This window comes from Novosphingobium sp. PY1 (assembly GCF_017312445.1).
Classification (GTDB): Bacteria; Pseudomonadota; Alphaproteobacteria; order Sphingomonadales; family Sphingomonadaceae; genus Novosphingobium.
This window is the reverse complement of sequence record NZ_BLTI01000017.1, coordinates 98,657-118,009: the sequence shown is the minus strand read 5'-3', so window position 1 is coordinate 118,009 and position 19,353 is coordinate 98,657. Positions and strand designations below refer to the sequence as shown.

Here is a 19,353-nt window from a genome sequence, read left to right as displayed (position 1 = left end):
TATCCCTTGTAGCAGCGCGTCCCTTCAGCAGCGCGCGACTGGACCGTTCCGCAGCTCCGGCCCGGAGCTGCGGATGGCGATCTTCACTGAGAAATGGTGTCAGAGGCTGGTGGGCGCTCCGTCGAGCAAGATGGTCTTGGTTTCGACGAAGGCGTTCAAACCTTCCGGCCCACCTTCGCGGCCGATACCGGACTGCTTGAAACCGCCGAATGGCAGGCCGAACTCCATCTTCATGCCATTCTGGCCGAAAGCCCCGCTGCGCATGCGCCGGGCAATGCGGTACGCCGCATCCACGTCGTGAGTCAGCACCGAACCGTTGAGGCCGTAATCGCTTTCGTTGGCAATCCGGATCGCGTCTTCCTCGTCGTCTGCCGGGATCAGGCACAGGACCGGCCCGAAGATTTCCTCTTGGGCGATGCGGCTGCGGTTGTCGACGTTGGCGAAGAGGGTCGGCTCCATGAAGAAGCCCTTGTTCATCGGCGCGGGACGGGTACCTCCCGTCACCAGGTCGGCCGTATCGCGACCCAGTTCGATGTAATGCTCGACGCGGTCGAGCTGGCGCTTCATTGCCAGCGGGCCAAGCTGGGTCTCCGGATCCTCGCTGTGGCCGATGCGGATCTCACGCATGACCTTGGCGATCGCGTCCGCCAGCTCATCGTGACGGCGGCGCGGGACGATGGCGCGGCTCAACATCGCGCAGACCTGCCCGCTCATGATCGTGATCGTGTTGCCCAGCAGCGCAGCGGCGACCTCGATCGGGAAGTCGTCGCGGATGATCGCCGCGGATTTGCCGCCCAGTTCCAGCGTGCAGCGCGCCACGCGGCCCGCGCAGACTTCGCCGATCCGCTTGCCCGCCAGCGTCGAGCCGGTAAAGGTCACCTTGTCGACCCCCGGATTGCGCACCAGGTGATCGGACGCCTCGCGACCGGCAGCGACGAGGTTGACGACTCCCGGCGGAAAGCCCGCTGCTTCGGCGGCCTCGGCCATGATGTAAGCTTCGAGCGGCGTTTCCGGAGACGGTTTCATGATCACCGTACAACCGGCCACCAGCGCATAGGCGACTTTCGAGGAGAGAATGCCGTAAGGCGCGTTCCAGGGCGCAATGGCGGCGCAAACGCCGGCCGGTTCGCGCACGATAACGGCCGTGTCGACTTGCTGGCCCTGGCGCTTCTCGACAAACTGGTACTCATCGCCGTAGCTGGCGATAGCCATGAAAGTGGCGGTCGCGCCGCCGGTCATGATGGGAGCGAAGCTGGCAAGCCCCCCCACCTGCGCGGTCCAGGCCGAAGCCAGTTCGGGTTCGCGCTTTTCCAGCTCGGCTCCCATCCTGCGCACGAGAGCGGAACGTTCTGCAGGCGGCATCGAGGACCACGGACCCTGATCAAAGGCCTTGCGCGCAGCCTCCACCGCGCGATCCATGTCCTGTTCGGTCCCCTCGACCACGCGCGCGATCACCGCCTCGCTGTCGGGTGAGACCAGTTCGAGCACGCGATCACCGCTAGATTCGACCCATTCGCCGCCAATGTAGAGTTTGTCGGGGTGTGCGATCCGAATGTTTTCAGGGACCATCACTTCGTCCTTTTCCTGTTCATATGCAGCATCGCCCGGGCTGGCCGGACGCTGCCAGTTCGCGCCGCCCGAAATCAGGCAGCCTTGTCCTGCTGACGGCTGCGCGCCTGCTCAAGCTTCGCGGCGGGAACCCAGGTGCCGTGGACCTGCGCCCGCATGGGCAGCGGCATCGGAACCCGTGCGACCGGCCCGGCATTGAGGTTGGCGGCGTCGACGACCCAGAGCTCGGATTCGAAGCGGTTCTCATCCACCCGCCGGTCGACAACCATGAGCAGCCAGCCTTCGTGATCGGGCCTTGTCGATTCGACATGGACCGGCTCGTTGATCGCCATTCCCGGTTCAAGCCCCATCATCTCGATCCGGCCATTGCCGGGTTCGATCCGGATCAGCGCGTTGAACGCAACCCCGACCGGCCCGCCAGGCAGCGGGGGACCGCCTTGCGGATTCATCGAGAGGTACCAGGCCGCCCGGTAGGGGCGCCCCTGATCGGCATCGCGCAATCGGGGCATGTCTCCCGGGGGTCCGACAACGCGTTCCTCGTAGCTGTCTGCATCCTTCGAAAGGTCAAAGGTCCAGCGCGTGAGGCCGCCGCCGATCTCGCGCTGGTCGCGCATGACCCCTCCTGCCTCACGCATGAAGCCGAAGGCATTGGTATCGGAAAGGCACAAGTCGAGGTGGAGCCGCCCCCCGTCCTCGAAGGCATTGACGAGGTGGAAAGCAGAGATGCCCCGCCCACCCTTGAACCAGCGCATTTCCTCTACCTTGCCGTAGCGCGGCATGATCCCGACCCAGCTTTCGAGTTCCTGCTGGTGGGCCCAATGGGCCCCGCCCTGCTTGAGTCGATCGAGGTCGGCAGTCGTCGGAAAGATCGGGAAGATCGCGTAGTTCTGGGTAATCGCAAAGTCGTGAATCGTCGAGCAATAGGGCTGATCGAACCACTGCTCCGAGACGAGATTGCCTTGCGCATCGGCAATGGCGTAGGCGATCTTCGTCGAACACAGGCCATCGGCCTCATACCCGAAGAAGAACATCTCACCTGTTTCGGGGTCGATGCGCGGATGTGCGGTGAATGTGCGAGAGCGAAGGGCGCCGAAATAATCCCAGCGGCCTATCGTCTCCAAGGTATCGGGATCGACTTCGTAGCCGAGGCCATCTTCCTTTGTCATGAACAGTCGCCCGGCATGCCAGACCGGCGTCGTATTGGCGACGGTGCGGTCCTTGCCGGCAACTGCGGGGTCATCGGTAAAGGGATTACGGTAACGCCCGAAGAGAGCGTGGCGCGCATCGCGCTCGAGCATGTAGCGTTCTGTTTCGACGTAGCGGATCGCGTAGTCGACCTTGCCGCCGCTGATCGTGAACTTCGCCACCATACCGTCTGCGGACAGGGCGATATCGTCGTCATACCTGGGCGGATGCGCGGGATCGGGAACCGCGCGAAAAAACGCGCCTTCGATCTCTGCCGGAATTTCGCCGATCACGTCCAGATTACGGGCGGACCATTCGACCCCGATCGGGGTATTGAGGCCCGTGAAATGGATCGTCGGCGGATAGCTGCGCGGCATGGCCTGGGCTCCTTCTCCGGTGAACACGTTACGCGTCACCAGTGCAGTTTCAAGAAAAAATGTATGCCTGGCATACTATTATTTGGTTCCGCACTTGCGGACCCTAATGGAAGATTGCCCCGAAGCCCCTGCAGGGGCCCCGAGCCACCACCTGGAAGCGCGGCACTCACGCCCGTGTGAGGCACGACAGCACATGATCAGCCCCCTTGTCGCCGATCATGATAGCCGTCGCATTCGTATTACCGGCCGGTACCGCTGGCATGACCGAGGCATCTGCGACCCACAGCCCCTCGACCCCGATCACTTTCAGGTCCGGATCGACGACGGCACACGGATCGTCCTTTCGGCCGATCCGGGCGGTTCCACAGGGGTGATACAGCGGCACCGAGGCGAGCTTGACGTATTCGCGCAAGGCCACGGCATCGCGCAGCGTCTCGCCCGGCCGGATCTCACAGCGCACGCTGCTGGCCATCGGCTCGCTTGCGAGGATGGAACGGGCGATGCCGATGCCTTCCACAAGCTGCTCGATATCGTCATCACTGCCAAGCAGGCGATGTGCGATCACGGGATGGTCCATCGGATCGGCGGAGCGAAGCGAAACCCGCCCGCGATGGCAGGGCCGCATCAGACCGATCAAGGTCGAAACGGAAGCATTGCGCCGAAGGGCAAGCCTGCCCTTGTCGTCGAGATCGAAGGCAAAGGCCGAAAAGGCGAGCTGTAGGTTGGGCGCGGGCAAGTCCTCCCGGCTTTTCACGAAAGCCTGGGCGTGGCCGATCGCCGTGGTCAATGCCCCCTTGCGCCCGGCGGCGAAGCGCAGAACCTGCCATGCACCGCGCAGGCCGCGGGCATCGTTGTTGAGTGTGTGACCCGCGACATCGCTGACGATGTGGGTACCGACATGCTCCTGCAGATTAGCGCCAACCCCCGGCAAATCGCGATTGACGGCGATGCCCGTGGCCCCGAGATGCTCTGCCGGGCCGAGCCCCGAATGCATCAGCAGCCGCGGCGTGCCGATGGCACCGGCGGCCACGACGACCCCGCACCGGGCACGAAGTTCGCGTTCCTGCCCGGCCTGACGATAGATGACCGCAGCCGCGCGGCCGTTTTCAAAGCATATCCGAAGCACCTGGGCATCGAGAACCATGTGCGGCGCCTGTCCGGCCGGCAGATTCTCCAGATAGCCGCGCGCAGACGAACACCGCGTGCCGCGCCGCTGCGAAACCTGGACGTAATCGACGCCCTCCGTCCGCTCACCGTTCAGGTCTTCGCTGCGCTCTAGCCCGGCGTTGGCGGCGGCTTTGATCCAGTCCTCGACGATGGGGTAGGTCGCGCGGCCTTCCGAGACGGAGATCGGCCCACCAGTTCCGCGCCATTCATCGGCACCGCGTTCGTTGTCTTCGATGCGGCGGAAATACGGAAGGACCGAATCGTAATCCCAACCCAGCGCGCCGAGCCGGGCCCAATTGTCATAGTCCCAGCGATGACCGCGAATGAACATCATGCCGTTGAGCGCACTGCCGCCGCCCAGCATCCGGCCAGCCGGCCAGGTATCTGCGCGGCCACCCAGCGAGGGATCGGGCTCGGCACCGTAACACCAATCGTATTGCGGGTTCTGGACCAGGGAGCTGGTCAACGCGGGAATACGCGAGCGCACATGGCGATCGGAGCACCCCGCCTCGATCACTGCGACCCGCAGTCCCGCCTCGCAAAGCCGACCGGCCATGGCCGACCCCGCCGAACCGCCACCCACCACGATGATATCCGGAATTCCGGCATTCATGATCGAGCCTCACCTTCCCGCACTATTATATCGAACGTTATCGTTATGTCTGCCCGAAGTCGGATCGCTGCGCAAGGTATAGCTGCGAAATAGCCGACAAAGTCTCGGAGGAACGCGGACGAAAGCACCGGATCTGGCTTGCACAATATGGAGCTTTTGTTATTGTATCTATAGCAAACTTAATGGAGCCAAGAGTATCCGCGCCGGGTGAGCCATTCCCACGGAGAGATATGAGATGACTGATACGGCCACCCGAGCTCCGCTCAAGCCCGGTGCGCAAGCTCCCAAGGGCAAGACCCCGCCCATGATCGCCGTCGATCACGAAGCGATGCTGCTTAGCGAAGACCCGAATATGAATCGCCTCGACGTCTGAACCCGAAGGCAATGCCGGACATGAAGAAGAGTGATCGCGCGGCGCCCCTTTTCTTTACTTTGCCCGGATCAGATCGGCTATGTCGAGGTGCTCGATTGCGGCTGCGTCAATCCAGTGAGTTCGGCCAACAATCCGGCTGACGGCGGCATCGCATCCAGCCGCCGCCCCCCCGTGTCGATGTGCCGTGCCAATCGGGCCTCTACACCGCAGCGCGCAACGAGAACACCAACTACGTCCCGGCCCACACCCTGGTGAACGGTCGCCTGACCTGGCGTAACCCGGGCGGCGAGCTCGATGTCTCGCTGGAGGTCGCCAACCTTATGGACAAGTACTACCGGCTGACCGTGTTCGACCAGACCTCCGGACAGGGGGCGGTTGCAGAACAGCCAGGTCGCGCGCGAATGGGCCTCGAACGTGACCAAACGCTTCTATGTCCCTCCCCGGCTCCTCGAAAGCGGGGCCGAGACATTGGGCAAACTGCCGGCGGGACATGTAGGGGTGTTCCGGCGGCCGACCCGTAACTGCGCTGAACGCTCGGGGTAGGATGAACCGACCGGGTGCTGGAGACATCGTCGGCGCCGGACTGCCAACAGAGTGCTGGCAAGCGCGCAAACGAGTTATATCCGTGCCCTTCAGGGCGAATTGCGGTCTGCGGCAATTATGCGTGAATTGCTGTGGATGCACACGCGCGAATCGAAACCCGTCGCGCCGACCCGCACCGCGCTGCGACGGTAACCATGCAATACCGCAAGGATATCGACGGACTTCGCGCGATAGCGGTAGGCGGCGTCGTCCTCTACCACGCCTTTCCGGGCTTCCTTCCCGGCGGCTACGTTGGCGTCGATGTCTTTTTCGTGATCTCCGGGTTCCTGATCACGTCGATCATCGCCTCTGAAGCGCAGGCCGGAACGTTCTCCATCGGTGGCTTCTACGAACGCCGCTTCCGCCGCATCCTGCCCGCGCTCGCCTTCATGCTGGCGCTGACCACCCTGGCGTCCACCCTGATTCTGCCGCCGGGCGAACTGGAGCAGTACGGCCAAAGTCTCGTCGCCGTTGCACTGTTCGGCTCCAATGTACTGTTCTGGCATGAGGGCGGCTATTTCGACGGCCCGGCAGGCGACAAGCCGCTTTTGCATACCTGGTCTCTGGCGGTTGAAGAGCAGTTCTACATCGCCTGGCCCCTCATCGCGGCCGGGCTCATCATGCTGGGCCACCGGCGCCTGCTGCGCCACTTCATCTGGTTTGCCATCCTCGTGTCGCTGGGAGCGGCCGAATTCGTCGTGCGACACTGGCCCTCGCAGGCCTTCTACCTGATCCCGTACCGCGCGTGGGAACTGGGCTTCGGCGCCCTTCTCGCGGTTGGCGCGGTACCCGCGCTCCGCCGTCGCTGGCAGCGCGAGATGGCGGGCTGGACCGGCCTTGCGCTCATCAGTCTGCCAATGCTGTTCTACAACGAGGAAACGCGCTTTCCAGGGCTTTCGGCTGTTCTCCCATGCCTGGGCACATTACTGCTCATCCATGCCGGACAGGGCACCGAAACCACGGCAGGCAGGGCCCTGTCACGACCTGCCGCGGTATATATCGGGCTGATATCCTACAGTTTCTACTTGTGGCACTGGCCGGTTCTGGTCCTGTCGCACATTGCCTTGAACCGGCCTCTCCAGGTACCGGAGGCAGGCTTTGCAGTGATGGCTGCCTTCGCGCTCGCAGCCATTTCGCTGCACTTCGTGGAAAGACCGTTCCGAGGTCGCGGCACGCTGCTGCCGGGCCGCCGCCTTGCCCTTGCCGCCAGCGCCATCATCCTTTCACTCTTCGCCGCCGCCGGGCTTGGCGCCTGGCGCACCAACGGGCTGGCTGCTTTCGCTTCCCCGGCGGTGACGGCCGCCATGGAAGCAACGGCCAGTATCAATCCCTACCGATCACGATGTCACAGCGATGGGCACAATGCAGTCCTGTCCGCCGCGAACGACTGCACTGCGGGCCGCGGACCGGAAGCGAGTGGCTATCAGGTCCTGCTCTGGGGAGATTCCCACAGTGACCACCTCATGCCCGGCCTCGCCAGACTGGCGGAGCAAAAGGGCTTTCGCGTGCGCCAGTCGACCGTCTCTGGCTGCTCCCCGCTGGTCATGCTCTCCAATGAGGTTGACCCCTTGCTCCCCACCTGCGCCGAACTTCATCGCGAAACCTTGCGTGAGGCTGCGCGCCAGCCCGATTTGCGCGCCGTGATCCTCAGCGCACGCTGGTCGACGACGGTGCAGAGCCTTGCCCGCACGACCCTGCCTGACGGCAGCATGGTGCGAAGCGATCGCGTTGCGAGCGATGCCCTGCGCACGGAGTTGACTGCACTCGTGGCGCAGATCCGTAAAACCCTTGGCGATGGGCCGGAGATCATTCTGATCGGCTCCACACCCGAATTCGGCTTCTGGCCTGCCAACTGCTTCGCTCGGGCAGCCAAGTTCGGAAGCGATGCAAGCCGCTGCCGCAAGGCCAGTGCCGAAGACGCGCACTGGGGGCCATTGGCGGACTCGATCCTTGCCCGCATCAAGGCGCAGCGACTTACAGTCGTCCTGCCGCGCGCAACATTGTGCGCGAGGCACCAGCAGTGCTTGACGGCAATCGGTGATTCAATCCTGTTTCGCGACGATGACCACCTCAGCAACGAGGGGTCTCAATTCATAGCTGCGCAGATAGACCCGCAGCTTACGCAAGCGCTGCAATAGTCGACAGAAAAAGGCACCCCGTTCAGGCTGCCGTTGGCGCCTGACTCATCGACCCGTATACAGTTGCGTAAGTGGGTGCCTAGGCGCTTGGCACACACGAGCACGCCGGGCAGCGGCTGGGTCATTTTCGCACCAGTCAGGCGCATTGTGGTTCGTGCCGGCCCAGGCCGCGTCATAACCATTGTCATGCAGGACCGGAGCTGGCGGGAATGACCGAGATACAGCCCGGGTCGTCGACCGAACCGTTACTGACCGAGCCGGAACCGACTCCGCGATGGGCCTGGTGTTCCGGGTGCTGGCTTGATCCGGCGCCTTCAGGCCGGGTTGTAGCGATCTCTAACGGTCGTGATCGTCTTGACACGACCGGCAAGCTATGCGCTAGGCTGGCATTCGGCGAGCAATCACGCAGCGGAGCGGCCATGACGCAAGACATTTCCGACAGGAGCCCGGATGACGGGACGGGATCCCATGCTGATACCTTGCACCGTCTGCTCAAGCTCTCGAACAAGCTCCTCGCGCCATTCTCGACGCATCTCGAACGGCAGTACAAGATCAGCATCAATGAGTTTCGGCTGCTCATGCTGATCGGTCGCTATCCCGGCTGCGCCAGCCACGAACTGGTGGACATGACCGGGGTAAGCGCAATGAGCGTTTCCCGCGCCGTCTTCGCGCTGGAGCGCAACGACCGCATCCGCGTGGAGCGCGATCCGCAGAACAAGCGGCGCAAGCGCCTGAACCTGACCGAAGAGGGGGAAAGGCTGTTCCGGATAATGGAACCGCAGACCGGACAGGTGGCGGACTATCTCATGTCCAAACTGCTGCCGCATGAAGTCGCTATGTTCGATCACATCCTCAGGATCCTGATCGACACGCTGGAGGCGACCGATGAGGAAGGCAATTCATTGTTCCTCGAACGCACCCGCCCGCAGAACGACCCCGAATAGGTGCCCTCGCCCCTGTCTGGACCGGCGCGATGCGGCCATTCTGCCTGACTCCTGGGAAGCGAGCCATGCTGGTTGGACTGCCTGCCCTGCCAGCACATGCCTGCGGTCTAGACCATCGGCATGACCCAGCCGTCGCGGTGGTTGAGCATGGCATCCAGCAATTCGAGGGCGCGCTGGAGTCTTTCACGGTCCAGACTGCCTCCGATTGAAAGCCTGATCGAACGATTGCGGCCTTCGCTTCCGGCGCAAAAGCTCCGGCTCGACACGACCGACACGCCGAGCGGCTGCATCGCAGCCACTAGGTCGAAGGCATTCGCATCGGAGGCAAGGGGAACCCAAAGATGGTACCCTTCAGGAGCAGCCCGGTAGCTACCTGCCCCCAATATCCCCGCGACAAGTTTCTGCCGCGCCGCGCATTCGCTGCGCACTTCGCCGACCAGTTCGGCCCAGGTCCCGTCGAGCAACCAGCGCGTGCTGACCGCCAGGTTCAATGGCGGGGCCATGATAGTGGTTTCATGCAGGTCGGTGGAAAGACGCAGAACATCACGGACATGTGGCGCGCGCAAGTAAGCTATGCGCAGGGCCGGCGAAATCATCTTTGACAGACTGGCGACGTGCCAGGTCCGTTCCGGCGCAAGGCTTGCGACTGGGGAAATCTCCGCAGCTGCAAGACAGCTGTAGGGGTCGTCCTCGATGATTGCGACGCCGTGCCGCTGAGCGATAGCGGCGATTGCCTTGCGTCGCTCCAGTGGAAGCGTCGCCGTGGTCGGATTTTCGTTCGTGGGGACAAGATAGATCGCGCGGATCGTATCTTCGGCGCAGGCACGCGCAAAGGAATCAGGATCAATGCCATCTGCATCGGCTATGAGCGGAACGATGCGGATGTCGCGCCGCATACAGACAGACAACCAGCCCGGGTAGACATACGAAGCAGTGCACACGGCATCGCCCGGAGAGAAAAGTGAATTGGCAATGGCGTGGAGCGCCGATTGTGCGCCACTCGTGACCAGGACATTGTCCTCGGTTGCCGGGATTGCGCGCTGTGCGAGCCAGGCTGCACCGGCCTGGCGATCGGGTGGCGCCCCGCCTGCAGGCTGGTACTGCATGCGGTTGGCGGCGCTTGGACCTCGCAGGACCTCCTCGATCGCAACCGTGTAACGGTCAGCGAAGGTGCTATTCGCCGGAATAGGAGGCAAATTCATCCCGGTATCGAATGCCTCGTCCCGTGCTTGCGGTGCAGAACCTGATCCAGCTTGTCTTGCCAGGACAAAGCTTCCCCGGCGTCCTTCTGCCGCAATGAAGCCTTGGCGCCGTGCTTCGGAATAAGCACGCGTTATCGTGCCCAGATCCACGTTCAAGGCGTCGGCAAGCTCGCGCTGGGGAGGGAGGCGATCTCCCGGTGCGAGCCGCCCTGTCTCTATGTCGCGGGCAAGGGCTGCACTGATGGCCAGATAAAGAGGGCCAACATCGCCTGAGATTGCGGGCAACCACTTTTGCGACGCCTTTTGCGCTGATATTGTATGCATACAAAACCCATATAATCGGTTAATACGAGTCGCGAAACGGGAAACTGAAAGTTCGAGTTCGCATCATGGAAACCGACAGCACCGATAACAACGCCGCCAATCGCCGGGAAGCTGTGCGCCAGGACAAGGCCCGCTGGATATTCCGCTGCGGGATGAAGGGCCTTTGCCCGCGCTGCGGCGATCCCAGCATGTTTCACAAGTGGCTGAAACTGAACGACCATTGCCCCAATTGCGGGCTGGACTACAGTTTTGCAGCGCCCGATGACGGACCGGCCTTCTTCTCACTTTGCATCGTCGCCTTTCCGCTCACGTTTTTTGCAGTCTGGCTGCAGGTTGCCTACTCACCCCCGTTCTGGGTCCATCTTCTGACCTCTTTCCCCCTGCTCGCAATCGGATGCGTGTGGCCCCTACAATACATCAAGGGATGGCTTGTCGCTTCACAGTTCGTCAACAAGGCGCAGGAGGCCGGCACCGAAACGCTATGGGCGCAGCTCAATGCGCGCGCGGCAAGGGCTCGCGAGGATGGCGATGACTAATCTCATCAAGCGCGCACGCGGCGTCGCAGCAGGATACTTCGACGAATTGAAACGTCACGACCTGTCTCAGGTTGTGCTCGATGGCAGCGGCGACGACCTGCCTGAAGTCCAGATGGTAGCAAACCTGCTCTCAGGAGAGGCCGAGCGGCTACTTCGCTACGAAACCGCCCTGAAGCAATATGCCGACCCGGAGTTCTGGGATGACGCAATGCCCGGAGGAGCACTGGCCATGCACGATAGCGGTGAAATGGCACGAAACGTCCTTGCCGGCCGCACTGCATTTTTCCATCGGGACTAGGTCGACAAATGACTGGCCCGGTAACTTGACGCGTTGGTCGGACCGGTCATAGCCCGGCCATATCGACTTTCAATATCTCGCAAGTCTGCCCGACAAACGCCTGAGCGCAATCCATTCGGGCCCGCGAAAGTATTTTCGCAACGTCCATCCCTTGAATTTGAACTTGCGAGCATCCGCCATTGGCGAAGCGGATTTTGATAGCAAAAGCCGCTTCGCCCTCATGCGCTGCAGTCAGGCGGACTGCTTCAAGCCATCACGACGCGATCTTTCGAAGTCGCACTCGTCAGGCTTCCACGCGTGGCGGCTCGCTGAACACGATATCCGACGGAGTGATCGAGGCGCCTCCCGGACGGAGAATCAGAAAAAGGTTCCAGCTCTGCAATTGCTGGAGAGCCTCCTGAACCGGGACGTCCGTCAGGACCTGAGCCGCGATGGCTTCGCAGTCGTCGCCGTACCGCGTTTGGATGAAGGGGCGTGCGGGCTGAACACGTGATTCGGATTTCAGCGTGTCAAATTCCTTCAGGCGACCATTTGCAGTACTTGTATTGTCCGAAATTAAGCCGTACAGAACGCACATCGTACGAAAATAAATCGTACAAAAATTGCACTGGACTGAAGGGGCAGAGGATGAGCAAAGGGCGCTTCAAGATTTGCAGATTCGGCTCCCTTGCCCTTGTTCTAGCCGGATCCGCGCCCGCTGCGGCTCAATCGGTGCTACCAGAGCCGGCAGCCCCCTTTGCGGGCAAGATCGGCGAAACGTATGCCGACTCGGTTCCTGCATTTCCCAAGCGACCGGTTGCCCCGAAGGGTGCGCCCAACGTCCTGCTGATCATGACTGACGACGTCGGCTTTGGCGCAGCCTCGACGTTCGGAGGGCCGATCCCGACGCCCAATCTCGACCGGCTGGCCACACGCGGCCTCATCTATAATCGCTTTCACACCACGGCGATGTGTTCGCCGACTCGCGCAGCTCTGCTGACCGGGCGCAACCATCATGCCGTCGGTAACGGCATCGTTGCCAATCTCTCCACCGGATTTCCCGGCTATGACAACATCATGCCGAAAAGTGCGGCCACGATAGCCGAAGTCCTACGCCAGAACGGCTACAACACCGCCATGTTCGGCAAGCATCACAACGCGCCGGAAGCCGACGTGTCTCCGGCGGGTCCTTTCGATCTTTGGCCGACGGGACTGGGCTTTGAATACTTCTACGGCTTCATGGCGGCCGAGACCAACCAGTTCACGCCCGCCCTCTATCGTGGCACGACCTCCATCCCAACGCTCAGCGAGGGTGTGCTGGACAAGTCGCTTGCAGACGAGGCGATCCACTGGATCCATGACCAGAAGTCCGCTGCGCCGGACAAGCCGTTCTTCGTCTATTACGCGACCGGCTCCACCCATGCCCCGGTACAGGCGCCGGCAGACTGGATCGCGAAGTTCAGCGGAAAGTTCGACAAGGGATGGGATACAGTGCGCGCCGAAACCTACGCGCGGCAGCTCAAGATGGGAATCATTCCGCGCGGCACCGTCAATACGGCAAGGCCGGAAGGCATCACCGCCTGGCAAGATCTGAGCCCGGATGAACGCAGGATCAACGCGCGGATGATGGAGGCCTATGCCGGGATGCTTGCCTATCAGGACGATCAGATCGGCCGGGTGCTCGACGAACTCGACCGCATGGGCGAGAGCCACAATACGCTGGTCATGTTCATCGAAGGAGACAACGGTGCCGCGGCCGAAGCCGGCCCGAACGGCAGTACGAACCCGATGGCTGCCTTCGCCAATGGCATGCCCGAAGACTTGCAGTCGCTGCTGGCCAATCTCGACCAGGTCGGCGGTCCGCAGACCATTTCGAATTACGGATATGGCTGGGCCTGGGCGACCAACGCGCCGTTTCGTCTTTTCAAGCAATACGCTTCGCACCTTGGCGGCACCCGTAACGGCCTTGTCGTCTCGTGGCCCGACCATATACGGGATCGCGGCATCCGGTCGCAGTTCACGCATGTCACCGACATCGTTCCCACGATCCTCGAGGCAACCGGTGTGTCGGCACCCCAACGGGTCAATGGCGTGGACCAGCAGCGCATGGACGGTATCAGCTTCACCTACAGCTTCGATGCCCCCACCGCGCCCGAGCGCCATGAGCGCCAGTATTTCGAGATGATGGGCAACCGCGCCATCTATGACCATGGCTGGCTGGCGAGCACTACGCCCGTCAACAAGCCCTGGAAGCGCGGAGACGGATCGAAGCTGCCGACCGACTATGCCTGGGAACTGTACGATTTGCAGCATGACTTCTCGCAGGCGCACGACCTTGCATCGCGCGAGCCGGGAAGACTGAAGGAAATGCAGGCTCTGTTCCGCAACGAGGCCGAGAAGAACCACGTCTATCCACTGGACGACAGGTTGACGCTAGCGCGCTTCGGTGCAGCGCAGGCCCAGCACCCGCAACACAGCGATTATACGTATTGGGGTGCCGGAACCAGCATCCCTTCGGTCAATACCGCCGGGCTGCTGGCGCGCAGTTTCCGCATAACCGCACAGGTCGAATTGCCTGAAGCTGCCAATGGCGCCGTGCTGTCGCTCGGCAGCCGTTTCGGTGGCTGGAGCTTCTACCTCAAGGATGGCCGCCCTGTCGCCCTGATGGCGGCCTCGCAACTGGCCGGAGACCAATCGCGGGTAGCCGCGAAGCGTCCCCTGCAAGCAGGCATGACCAAACTCGTCTTCGACTTTGCCTATGACGGCGGCGCCAATGCAGGCGGCGAGATGCTCATTCGAGCTGACGACCGCGAGATAGCTCGGGGACGGATTACGCGGACGATCTCCAAGCTTCCGGAAATGACCGACACGCTCGACATCGGATTCGATGCCGACACACCCGTAACCGACGACTATGCGCCAGGCGGCAAGTTCACCGGCCGCATCATCCGGGTCGATGTCGAACCGGGCAAGCAGGGCATGCCGGGTCCAGTGGCAGCGCATTGACGCACGGGACAGTTTCGTTGCTAGGAACCGGCTCATGAATGAGAATCATGATCGCAAGTCCGACAGGCTGACGGCGAGCCGCGCAAAGATCCTGAAGGCGGCAGGCGAAGTGTTCCTGGACATCGGCTTCGAGCGGACAAGCGTCGATCAGATCGCGGCCACCGCTCACATGAGCAAGCAGAGCATCTACGAGCTGTTCCCGAACAAGCAAGCGCTGTTCGAGGCTGCCGTGCGCGACGCGCTCGACAAGGGCCACTCCGGGCTCGCATTCGTCGAGCCCTCGATGAACGTCGAGCAGACATTGTCCGACTTCGGCGAAAGTCTCTTCAGGGGCTTTGCCGAACCCGTGAACTTCGGACTGTTCCGGGCCAACATCGTCGCCGCCACCCATTTTCCGGAACTGGCCGACGATCTTCACGAAGACCGTATCGCCAGGTCGCGAAAGTTGGCCGACTACCTCGAAGTGCAGATGAACAAGGGCGCCCTGCAGCCCGCCGATCCGATCCTGACCGCGAGCCGTTTCGGCGGCCTCGCGGTCGAGGGCAGCCGATACTTCCTGGGAACGCCGCTACCCGCAGACCAGGCGCGCAAGGCAATCGTCCGGTCCGCGATCGAGCTGTTCCTGCACGGCTATGCAGGCATGGCCAACACCGACGACCTGGACCCTGCGATCCTGGCGGATGCATCCCGCCCCCCTGCGATCGAAAGCAACGTTGCCGTCCGGCTCTCTTCCGAAAAGGTCCAGCGCCTGATGGACGCCGTACTGACCGAGTTTCTCGAGCATGGCTTTCCGGCTGCGAAAATCAATCGGGCTGCTTCTGCCGCGCAGTCCAGTACGGCTACCGTCTACCGGCATTTCAGCAGCAAGGAGAACCTCCTGCGCCATGTCGTCGAACGCGAGATCCACGCGACGAGCCAGGTGGTATTGCAGTTGGACGTGGCGAGCGATGCGGAGACCGCCCTCACCGCGCTCGCCAGGCAGGTCCTCGATTGGCATCTCATGCCTGAAAATATCGGCCTGCATCGCCTCCTGATCCAGGAGAGCGACCTCGTCCCCGACCTTGCCGCCCGCTGGCATGACGTGCGTGTTGCCGTCTCGGGCAGGGCGCTGACGGAGCTCCTGGCAATACACGGCCTCCCTCGACCGAATTCGGCTGCAATCCGGGCCTTTTACGTCCTGGCGACATTCGCGGCACGCTTCCTGACCTTCACCACAGTTCCAGAACCCGCGAAGCGCGACATCTATTCGAACGAATGCGCAAGACTGTTCCTCCACGGGCTCGCCTCGCCGCCCAGGGCAGTAAATCGCTGAACCGGGACAGGGCGCGACAGAAATAATCAGAGGAATCATCGAGGAGAGACATGGCGACGAAGATCCACGGTGCCACGCGCCGCACGCTACCCTTCCTGCTGGCCGGCGCCTGCGGCCTCGCCCTGCCCATCGGTGCCTTCGCACAAGGTGTGCCGCCGACAGCGCCGCCCGAATTCGTGCGCCAGGTGCCCGCGGGAGCACCCAATGTCGTTGTAATCCTGCTGGATGACGTCGGCTGGGGATCGGCGAGCACTTTCGGAGGCCCCGTCGCAACGCCCGCGCTGGATGCCTTGGCGAAACGAGGCCTGAGTTACACACGCTTTCACACGACTGCGATCTGTTCGCCCACGCGCGCGTCGCTGCTGACCGGCCGCAATGCGCACGCCTCGGGCATAGGCGCAGTCATGAACTCGGCCGATGCGCGGCTCGGCTATTCGGGCTTCCATCGCAAGGACACGGCCACAATCGCCGAAGTCTTGCGCCAGCGCGGCTATGCAACCGGCGCCTTCGGCAAATGGCACCAGACCCCGGACTGGGAAGCCTCGCAGGCCGGCCCCTTCGACCGTTGGCCGACCGGCGAAGGCTTCGACACCTTTTACGGCTTCCTCGGCGGAGAAACCGACCAGTTCGCGCCCACGCTCTATGAAGGAACCGCCCCGATCGACCAGCCCCGCCGCGAAGGCTACCACCTGAGCGAAGACCTGGCGGACCACTCGATCGCATGGATGCGCGAGCAGAAGGCGCTGCGGCCCGACCATCCCTTTTTTCTCTACCTCGCAACCGGTGGCATTCACGCGCCGATCCAGGCACCGGACGCCTACATCGCGAAGTACAAGGGCCGCTTCGACATGGGCTGGGACCAGCTGCGCGAGCAGACTTTTGCCCGCCAGAAAGCGATGGGCCTGTTCCCGGCCGATGCCAGAATGCCGCGCCGGCCACCGGAAATTCCGGCATGGGATTCGCTCTCGCGCGAGCAACAGGCTTTTGCGGCGCGCACGATGGAGGCCTATGCCGGCTTTCTCGACCACACCGACGCGCAAGTGGGCCGCGTACTGCAGGCGCTCAAGAACGACGGCCAATTCGAAAATACCTTGGTATTCTACGTGGTGGGCGACAATGGCGCGAGCCTCGAAGGCGGGCTGCTCGGCAGCCTGAACTATCTTGGCGCCCTCATCGGTCTGCCACAGGACGAAGCGGCCAAGCTCGCCCGTACCGGCGACGCCGGAACGGTGCGGTCCTATACCCACATCAATTCCGGCTGGGCCTGGGCCGCAGATACGCCGTTCCAGTGGGGCAAGGCCATGCCCGCATGGCTCGGCGCCATCCGCAATCCGCTCGTCATCTCGTGGCCGGAGAAGATCGGGCCGGATGAACAAGGACAGCGCCGGAGCCAGTTCAGCCACGTCAACGACATCGCCCCGACCATTCTCGAAGCTGCGGGCATTGCCGCGCCCAAAATGGTCAACGGAGTGGACCAGCGACCAATGGACGGCACCAGTCTGATTTACAGCTTCGACGAACCCCGCGCCTTGGAGCTGCACACGCGGCAGTACTTCGAAGTTTTCGGCAGCCGCGCACTTTACGAGAATGGCTGGTTCGCCGCGGCCGATCATGGCCGTCTTCCCTGGAAAAGCTTCAATCCCATGGCGCCCTCGCCCGACAAGGATCAGTGGCGTCTGTATGACCTGCAAGCCGATCCGACCCAGGTAACTGACCTCGCCGACAGCGAGCCGGCCCGGCTGGCACAGATGCAGGCCGATTTCCTTGCCGAAGCTGCGCGCAACGACGTTCTTCCGATCGAAGGGCAGCACCTGCGATCCGGCCTCCCCGAACTGGCGGCGGGTCGCAAGAGCGTGACCTATCCCGGAACGGCGCGGGCCATACCGGAATCCGCACTCCCGAAAATGGCCAACCAGTCGTGGCGCATCGAGGCCAAGATTGAAGCCGGCAAGGCAGCGAAGGGCGTCATCGGTGCGCTGGGCGGTCATTCGGCGGGCTGGTCGCTCTGGCTGGATGAACAGTCACGTCCGGTCTTCACTTATCGCCTGTTCGACCTGCAGACGTTGAACGTTCAGGCCGACACACCGCTCAAGCCGGGATTGCGCACTATCGCGGTCGATTTCCACTATGACGGTGGTGGTTACGGCAAGGGCGGCGATGTCACGCTGACCGTGGATGGCAAACAGGTCGGGGCCGGTCGCCTGCGCGCCAGCACGACCGGGGTCTATACAATCGACGAGACATTCGATGTCGGTCGGGATCGCGGATCAGCGGTGGCGGCCTATCCGCAAGCTGATCACCTCGGCTATCCCATGACCGGCGCGGCAGTAGACGGCATCACGATTTCGCTACCGGAGAGGAAATAGGTCGATGCGGCGGGGTTTCCTGCCAACAGCATCGCTCAGGCCCACGCGGTCATCGATCCCGCGACGGGCGAATGACTTCAGCACGGCCGTCAGCCTGCGCACGCTCATGGCGGGGGCTTCTATGGTACAGTTTGCGCCTCGGCTATCGCCTGCTCGGCGGCTTTCGTGCCGTTGGCAAGGGCGCGCGTCATGCAGTCCTGATCCGGATTGAACGGATAGATCCGGTCAAGCTCGTCGCACACGTCGCGGGCGACGCTGCGCACGCGAGTCATGAACCTGTCCTGATCGTGAGGCTGGCTCAGGTCCAGATCATTGTAGAGCACCGGAATGCGCACGGTCGTGGTGATGATCGGCGCGCCGGTCGAGCTGGAACGCTCGACCCGGGCTGGCACCGAGCGCGGGGCCTCGACGACGATTTCCTCGGGCGTGGCCGGCTCCTGCGCATCGCCGGGTGGCCGCTCCTGCGCGATAACCGCCGTCGCCGACAGAGCCAGGGTCATGCCGCAGAGCGCCGCCGTACCGATGATCCGTGTCCCATACACCATAATTTCACAAACCTCCGCCCCTGCTCTTGCGCGAGGAAGTATCGCAGATCATTGATCCGTCGCAATCCTTGCCCGATCGCTGCCTTGCCGGAAAGATCGAACAAGCGGCGATCAGGGCCTGCTGGCAGCCGCGATGTAGACGGGATCGACCTGCTCGGGCTTGGCTTCATGGAGCGGCACCCCGTTGTGCAGGTAGGCGGGCGCCTCGATCAGGACAAAGGCGATCCGGCAGACTTCGTCGGTCGTGTTGCGCCAGAGATGGTTGGTTCCGCGCTGGACGATTATCCCACCCTCGCGAATTGTCTTCTTGCGGCCATCTTCCAATTCGAGCTCGATCTCGCCCTTCATCACGATGCCGTAGTCGATCGAATTGGTGCGGTGCATCGGACTCTGCTTGCCCGGGAGCATGTCGACCACCCGAATCACCGAGCCGCCCTCCAGCGTTGTCCCGGTCGCACGGGCGCGCCCCTCCGTCTCGTCGTTGTTGTCCACTGGCACCGTGGCGGTCGTCCAGATCGTCAGGAAGGAGGCATCGCCGGAAGGCACCATTCGGGTGGGCTCGCAATCCTCGGAACGGAAAACTGCGCGGCCGTTCTCGTCATGACCGGTGACCACGCGCTGCACCGGCGGCAAACCGGAATCGGAAAGGACTTCGCTCATGTTCTCATCACCTTCTGTTCAAGAACGCCGAACGGCAGGAGAGCGAGCAGATCGGCGACATCGAGCTGACCGGGGAACACATCGGTCGCATGGGCGCGGCCTCCTTTCATTCTTGCCTGGAAATCCGGTTAGCCGGGTCCGCCCCAGGCAACAACGGCATAACATCAATAGTCGCCC

The 19,353-nt window shown here is 62.7% G+C and carries 15 protein-coding genes; 8 read left to right on the top strand and 7 right to left on the bottom strand.

Going from position 1 to position 19,353, the window contains the following annotated elements; all coding sequences use genetic code 11:
* Positions 1 to 99 precede the first annotated feature (99 nt).
* The 3 genes from J3474_RS21400 to J3474_RS21390 form a co-directional block, all read right to left on the bottom strand.
* Positions 100 to 1,569, bottom strand: a complete 1,470-nt coding sequence (locus J3474_RS21400; protein ID WP_207095541.1) for an aldehyde dehydrogenase — start codon at positions 1,567 to 1,569, stop codon at positions 100 to 102.
* 74 nt (positions 1,570 to 1,643) lie between these two features.
* The gene (locus J3474_RS21395) at positions 1,644 to 3,131 is read right to left on the bottom strand and encodes a carotenoid oxygenase family protein (protein WP_207095589.1); all 1,488 of its coding nucleotides are present in this window, start codon (positions 3,129 to 3,131) and stop codon (positions 1,644 to 1,646) included.
* Between the two features lie 166 nt (positions 3,132 to 3,297).
* The gene (locus J3474_RS21390; protein WP_207095540.1) at positions 3,298 to 4,911 is read right to left on the bottom strand and encodes a GMC family oxidoreductase; all 1,614 of its coding nucleotides are present in this window, start codon (positions 4,909 to 4,911) and stop codon (positions 3,298 to 3,300) included.
* A 235-nt stretch (positions 4,912 to 5,146) separates the two neighbouring features.
* Between J3474_RS21390 and J3474_RS21385 the strand changes: the two genes are divergently transcribed.
* The 3 genes from J3474_RS21385 (at position 5,147) to J3474_RS21375 (ending at position 8,948) form a co-directional block, all read left to right on the top strand.
* The gene (locus tag J3474_RS21385) at positions 5,147 to 5,284 is read left to right on the top strand and encodes a hypothetical protein (RefSeq protein WP_207095539.1); all 138 of its coding nucleotides are present in this window, start codon (positions 5,147 to 5,149) and stop codon (positions 5,282 to 5,284) included.
* 674 nt (positions 5,285 to 5,958) lie between these two features.
* Positions 5,959 to 8,004 carry an acyltransferase family protein gene (locus J3474_RS21380; RefSeq protein ID WP_242528543.1) on the top strand — a complete coding sequence of 682 codons (2,046 nt, stop codon included), beginning with the start codon at positions 5,959 to 5,961 and terminating at the stop codon, positions 8,002 to 8,004.
* Between the two features lie 419 nt (positions 8,005 to 8,423).
* Entirely contained in the window at positions 8,424 to 8,948 is a 525-nt protein-coding gene (locus J3474_RS21375; protein WP_207095538.1) for a MarR family winged helix-turn-helix transcriptional regulator, read from the top strand.
* Positions 8,949 to 9,055: 107 nt separating this feature from the next.
* On the opposite strand, the gene J3474_RS21370 is transcribed toward J3474_RS21375, so the two are convergent.
* Positions 9,056 to 10,474 carry a PLP-dependent aminotransferase family protein gene (locus J3474_RS21370; RefSeq protein WP_207095537.1) on the bottom strand — a complete coding sequence of 473 codons (1,419 nt, stop codon included), beginning with the start codon at positions 10,472 to 10,474 and terminating at the stop codon, positions 9,056 to 9,058.
* Between the two features lie 65 nt (positions 10,475 to 10,539).
* On the opposite strand from J3474_RS21370, the gene J3474_RS21365 reads away from it, so the two are divergent.
* Together J3474_RS21365 and J3474_RS21360 are read left to right on the top strand one after the other, a co-directional pair.
* Complete coding sequence (locus tag J3474_RS21365) at positions 10,540 to 11,010, top strand: DUF983 domain-containing protein (RefSeq protein WP_207095536.1); 471 nt, start codon at positions 10,540 to 10,542, stop codon at positions 11,008 to 11,010.
* Positions 11,003 to 11,308, top strand: coding sequence for a hypothetical protein (locus J3474_RS21360; RefSeq protein ID WP_207095535.1), 306 nt, complete (start codon positions 11,003 to 11,005; stop codon positions 11,306 to 11,308). Before J3474_RS21365 ends, J3474_RS21360 begins: the two co-directional genes overlap by 8 nt.
* A 283-nt stretch (positions 11,309 to 11,591) precedes the next feature.
* On the opposite strand, the gene J3474_RS21355 is transcribed toward J3474_RS21360, so the two are convergent.
* On the bottom strand, positions 11,592 to 11,885 hold the full coding sequence (locus J3474_RS21355; protein WP_242528542.1) for a hypothetical protein: 294 nt from the start codon (positions 11,883 to 11,885) through the stop codon (positions 11,592 to 11,594).
* Between the two features lie 50 nt (positions 11,886 to 11,935).
* Here J3474_RS21355 and J3474_RS21350 point away from each other — a divergent pair, with 50 nt between their 5' ends.
* Genes J3474_RS21350 through J3474_RS21340 form a run of 3 tightly spaced genes read left to right on the top strand, consistent with a single transcriptional unit; the run spans position 11,936 to position 17,971 of the window.
* Positions 11,936 to 14,293, top strand: coding sequence for an arylsulfatase (locus tag J3474_RS21350; protein WP_207095534.1), 2,358 nt, complete (start codon positions 11,936 to 11,938; stop codon positions 14,291 to 14,293).
* A 34-nt stretch (positions 14,294 to 14,327) separates the two neighbouring features.
* The gene (locus J3474_RS21345; RefSeq protein ID WP_207095533.1) at positions 14,328 to 15,605 is read left to right on the top strand and encodes a TetR/AcrR family transcriptional regulator; all 1,278 of its coding nucleotides are present in this window, start codon (positions 14,328 to 14,330) and stop codon (positions 15,603 to 15,605) included.
* A 50-nt stretch (positions 15,606 to 15,655) separates the two neighbouring features.
* Complete coding sequence (locus tag J3474_RS21340; RefSeq protein ID WP_207095532.1) at positions 15,656 to 17,971, top strand: arylsulfatase; 2,316 nt, start codon at positions 15,656 to 15,658, stop codon at positions 17,969 to 17,971.
* A 119-nt stretch (positions 17,972 to 18,090) separates the two neighbouring features.
* Here J3474_RS21340 and J3474_RS21335 read toward each other — a convergent pair whose 3' ends face one another.
* Positions 18,091 to 18,471, bottom strand: a complete 381-nt coding sequence (locus J3474_RS21335) for a UrcA family protein (RefSeq protein WP_041558541.1) — start codon at positions 18,469 to 18,471, stop codon at positions 18,091 to 18,093.
* 156 nt (positions 18,472 to 18,627) lie between these two features.
* The gene (locus tag J3474_RS21330) at positions 18,628 to 19,176 is read right to left on the bottom strand and encodes a cupin domain-containing protein (RefSeq protein ID WP_207095531.1); all 549 of its coding nucleotides are present in this window, start codon (positions 19,174 to 19,176) and stop codon (positions 18,628 to 18,630) included.
* Positions 19,177 to 19,353: the final 177 nt, after the last annotated feature.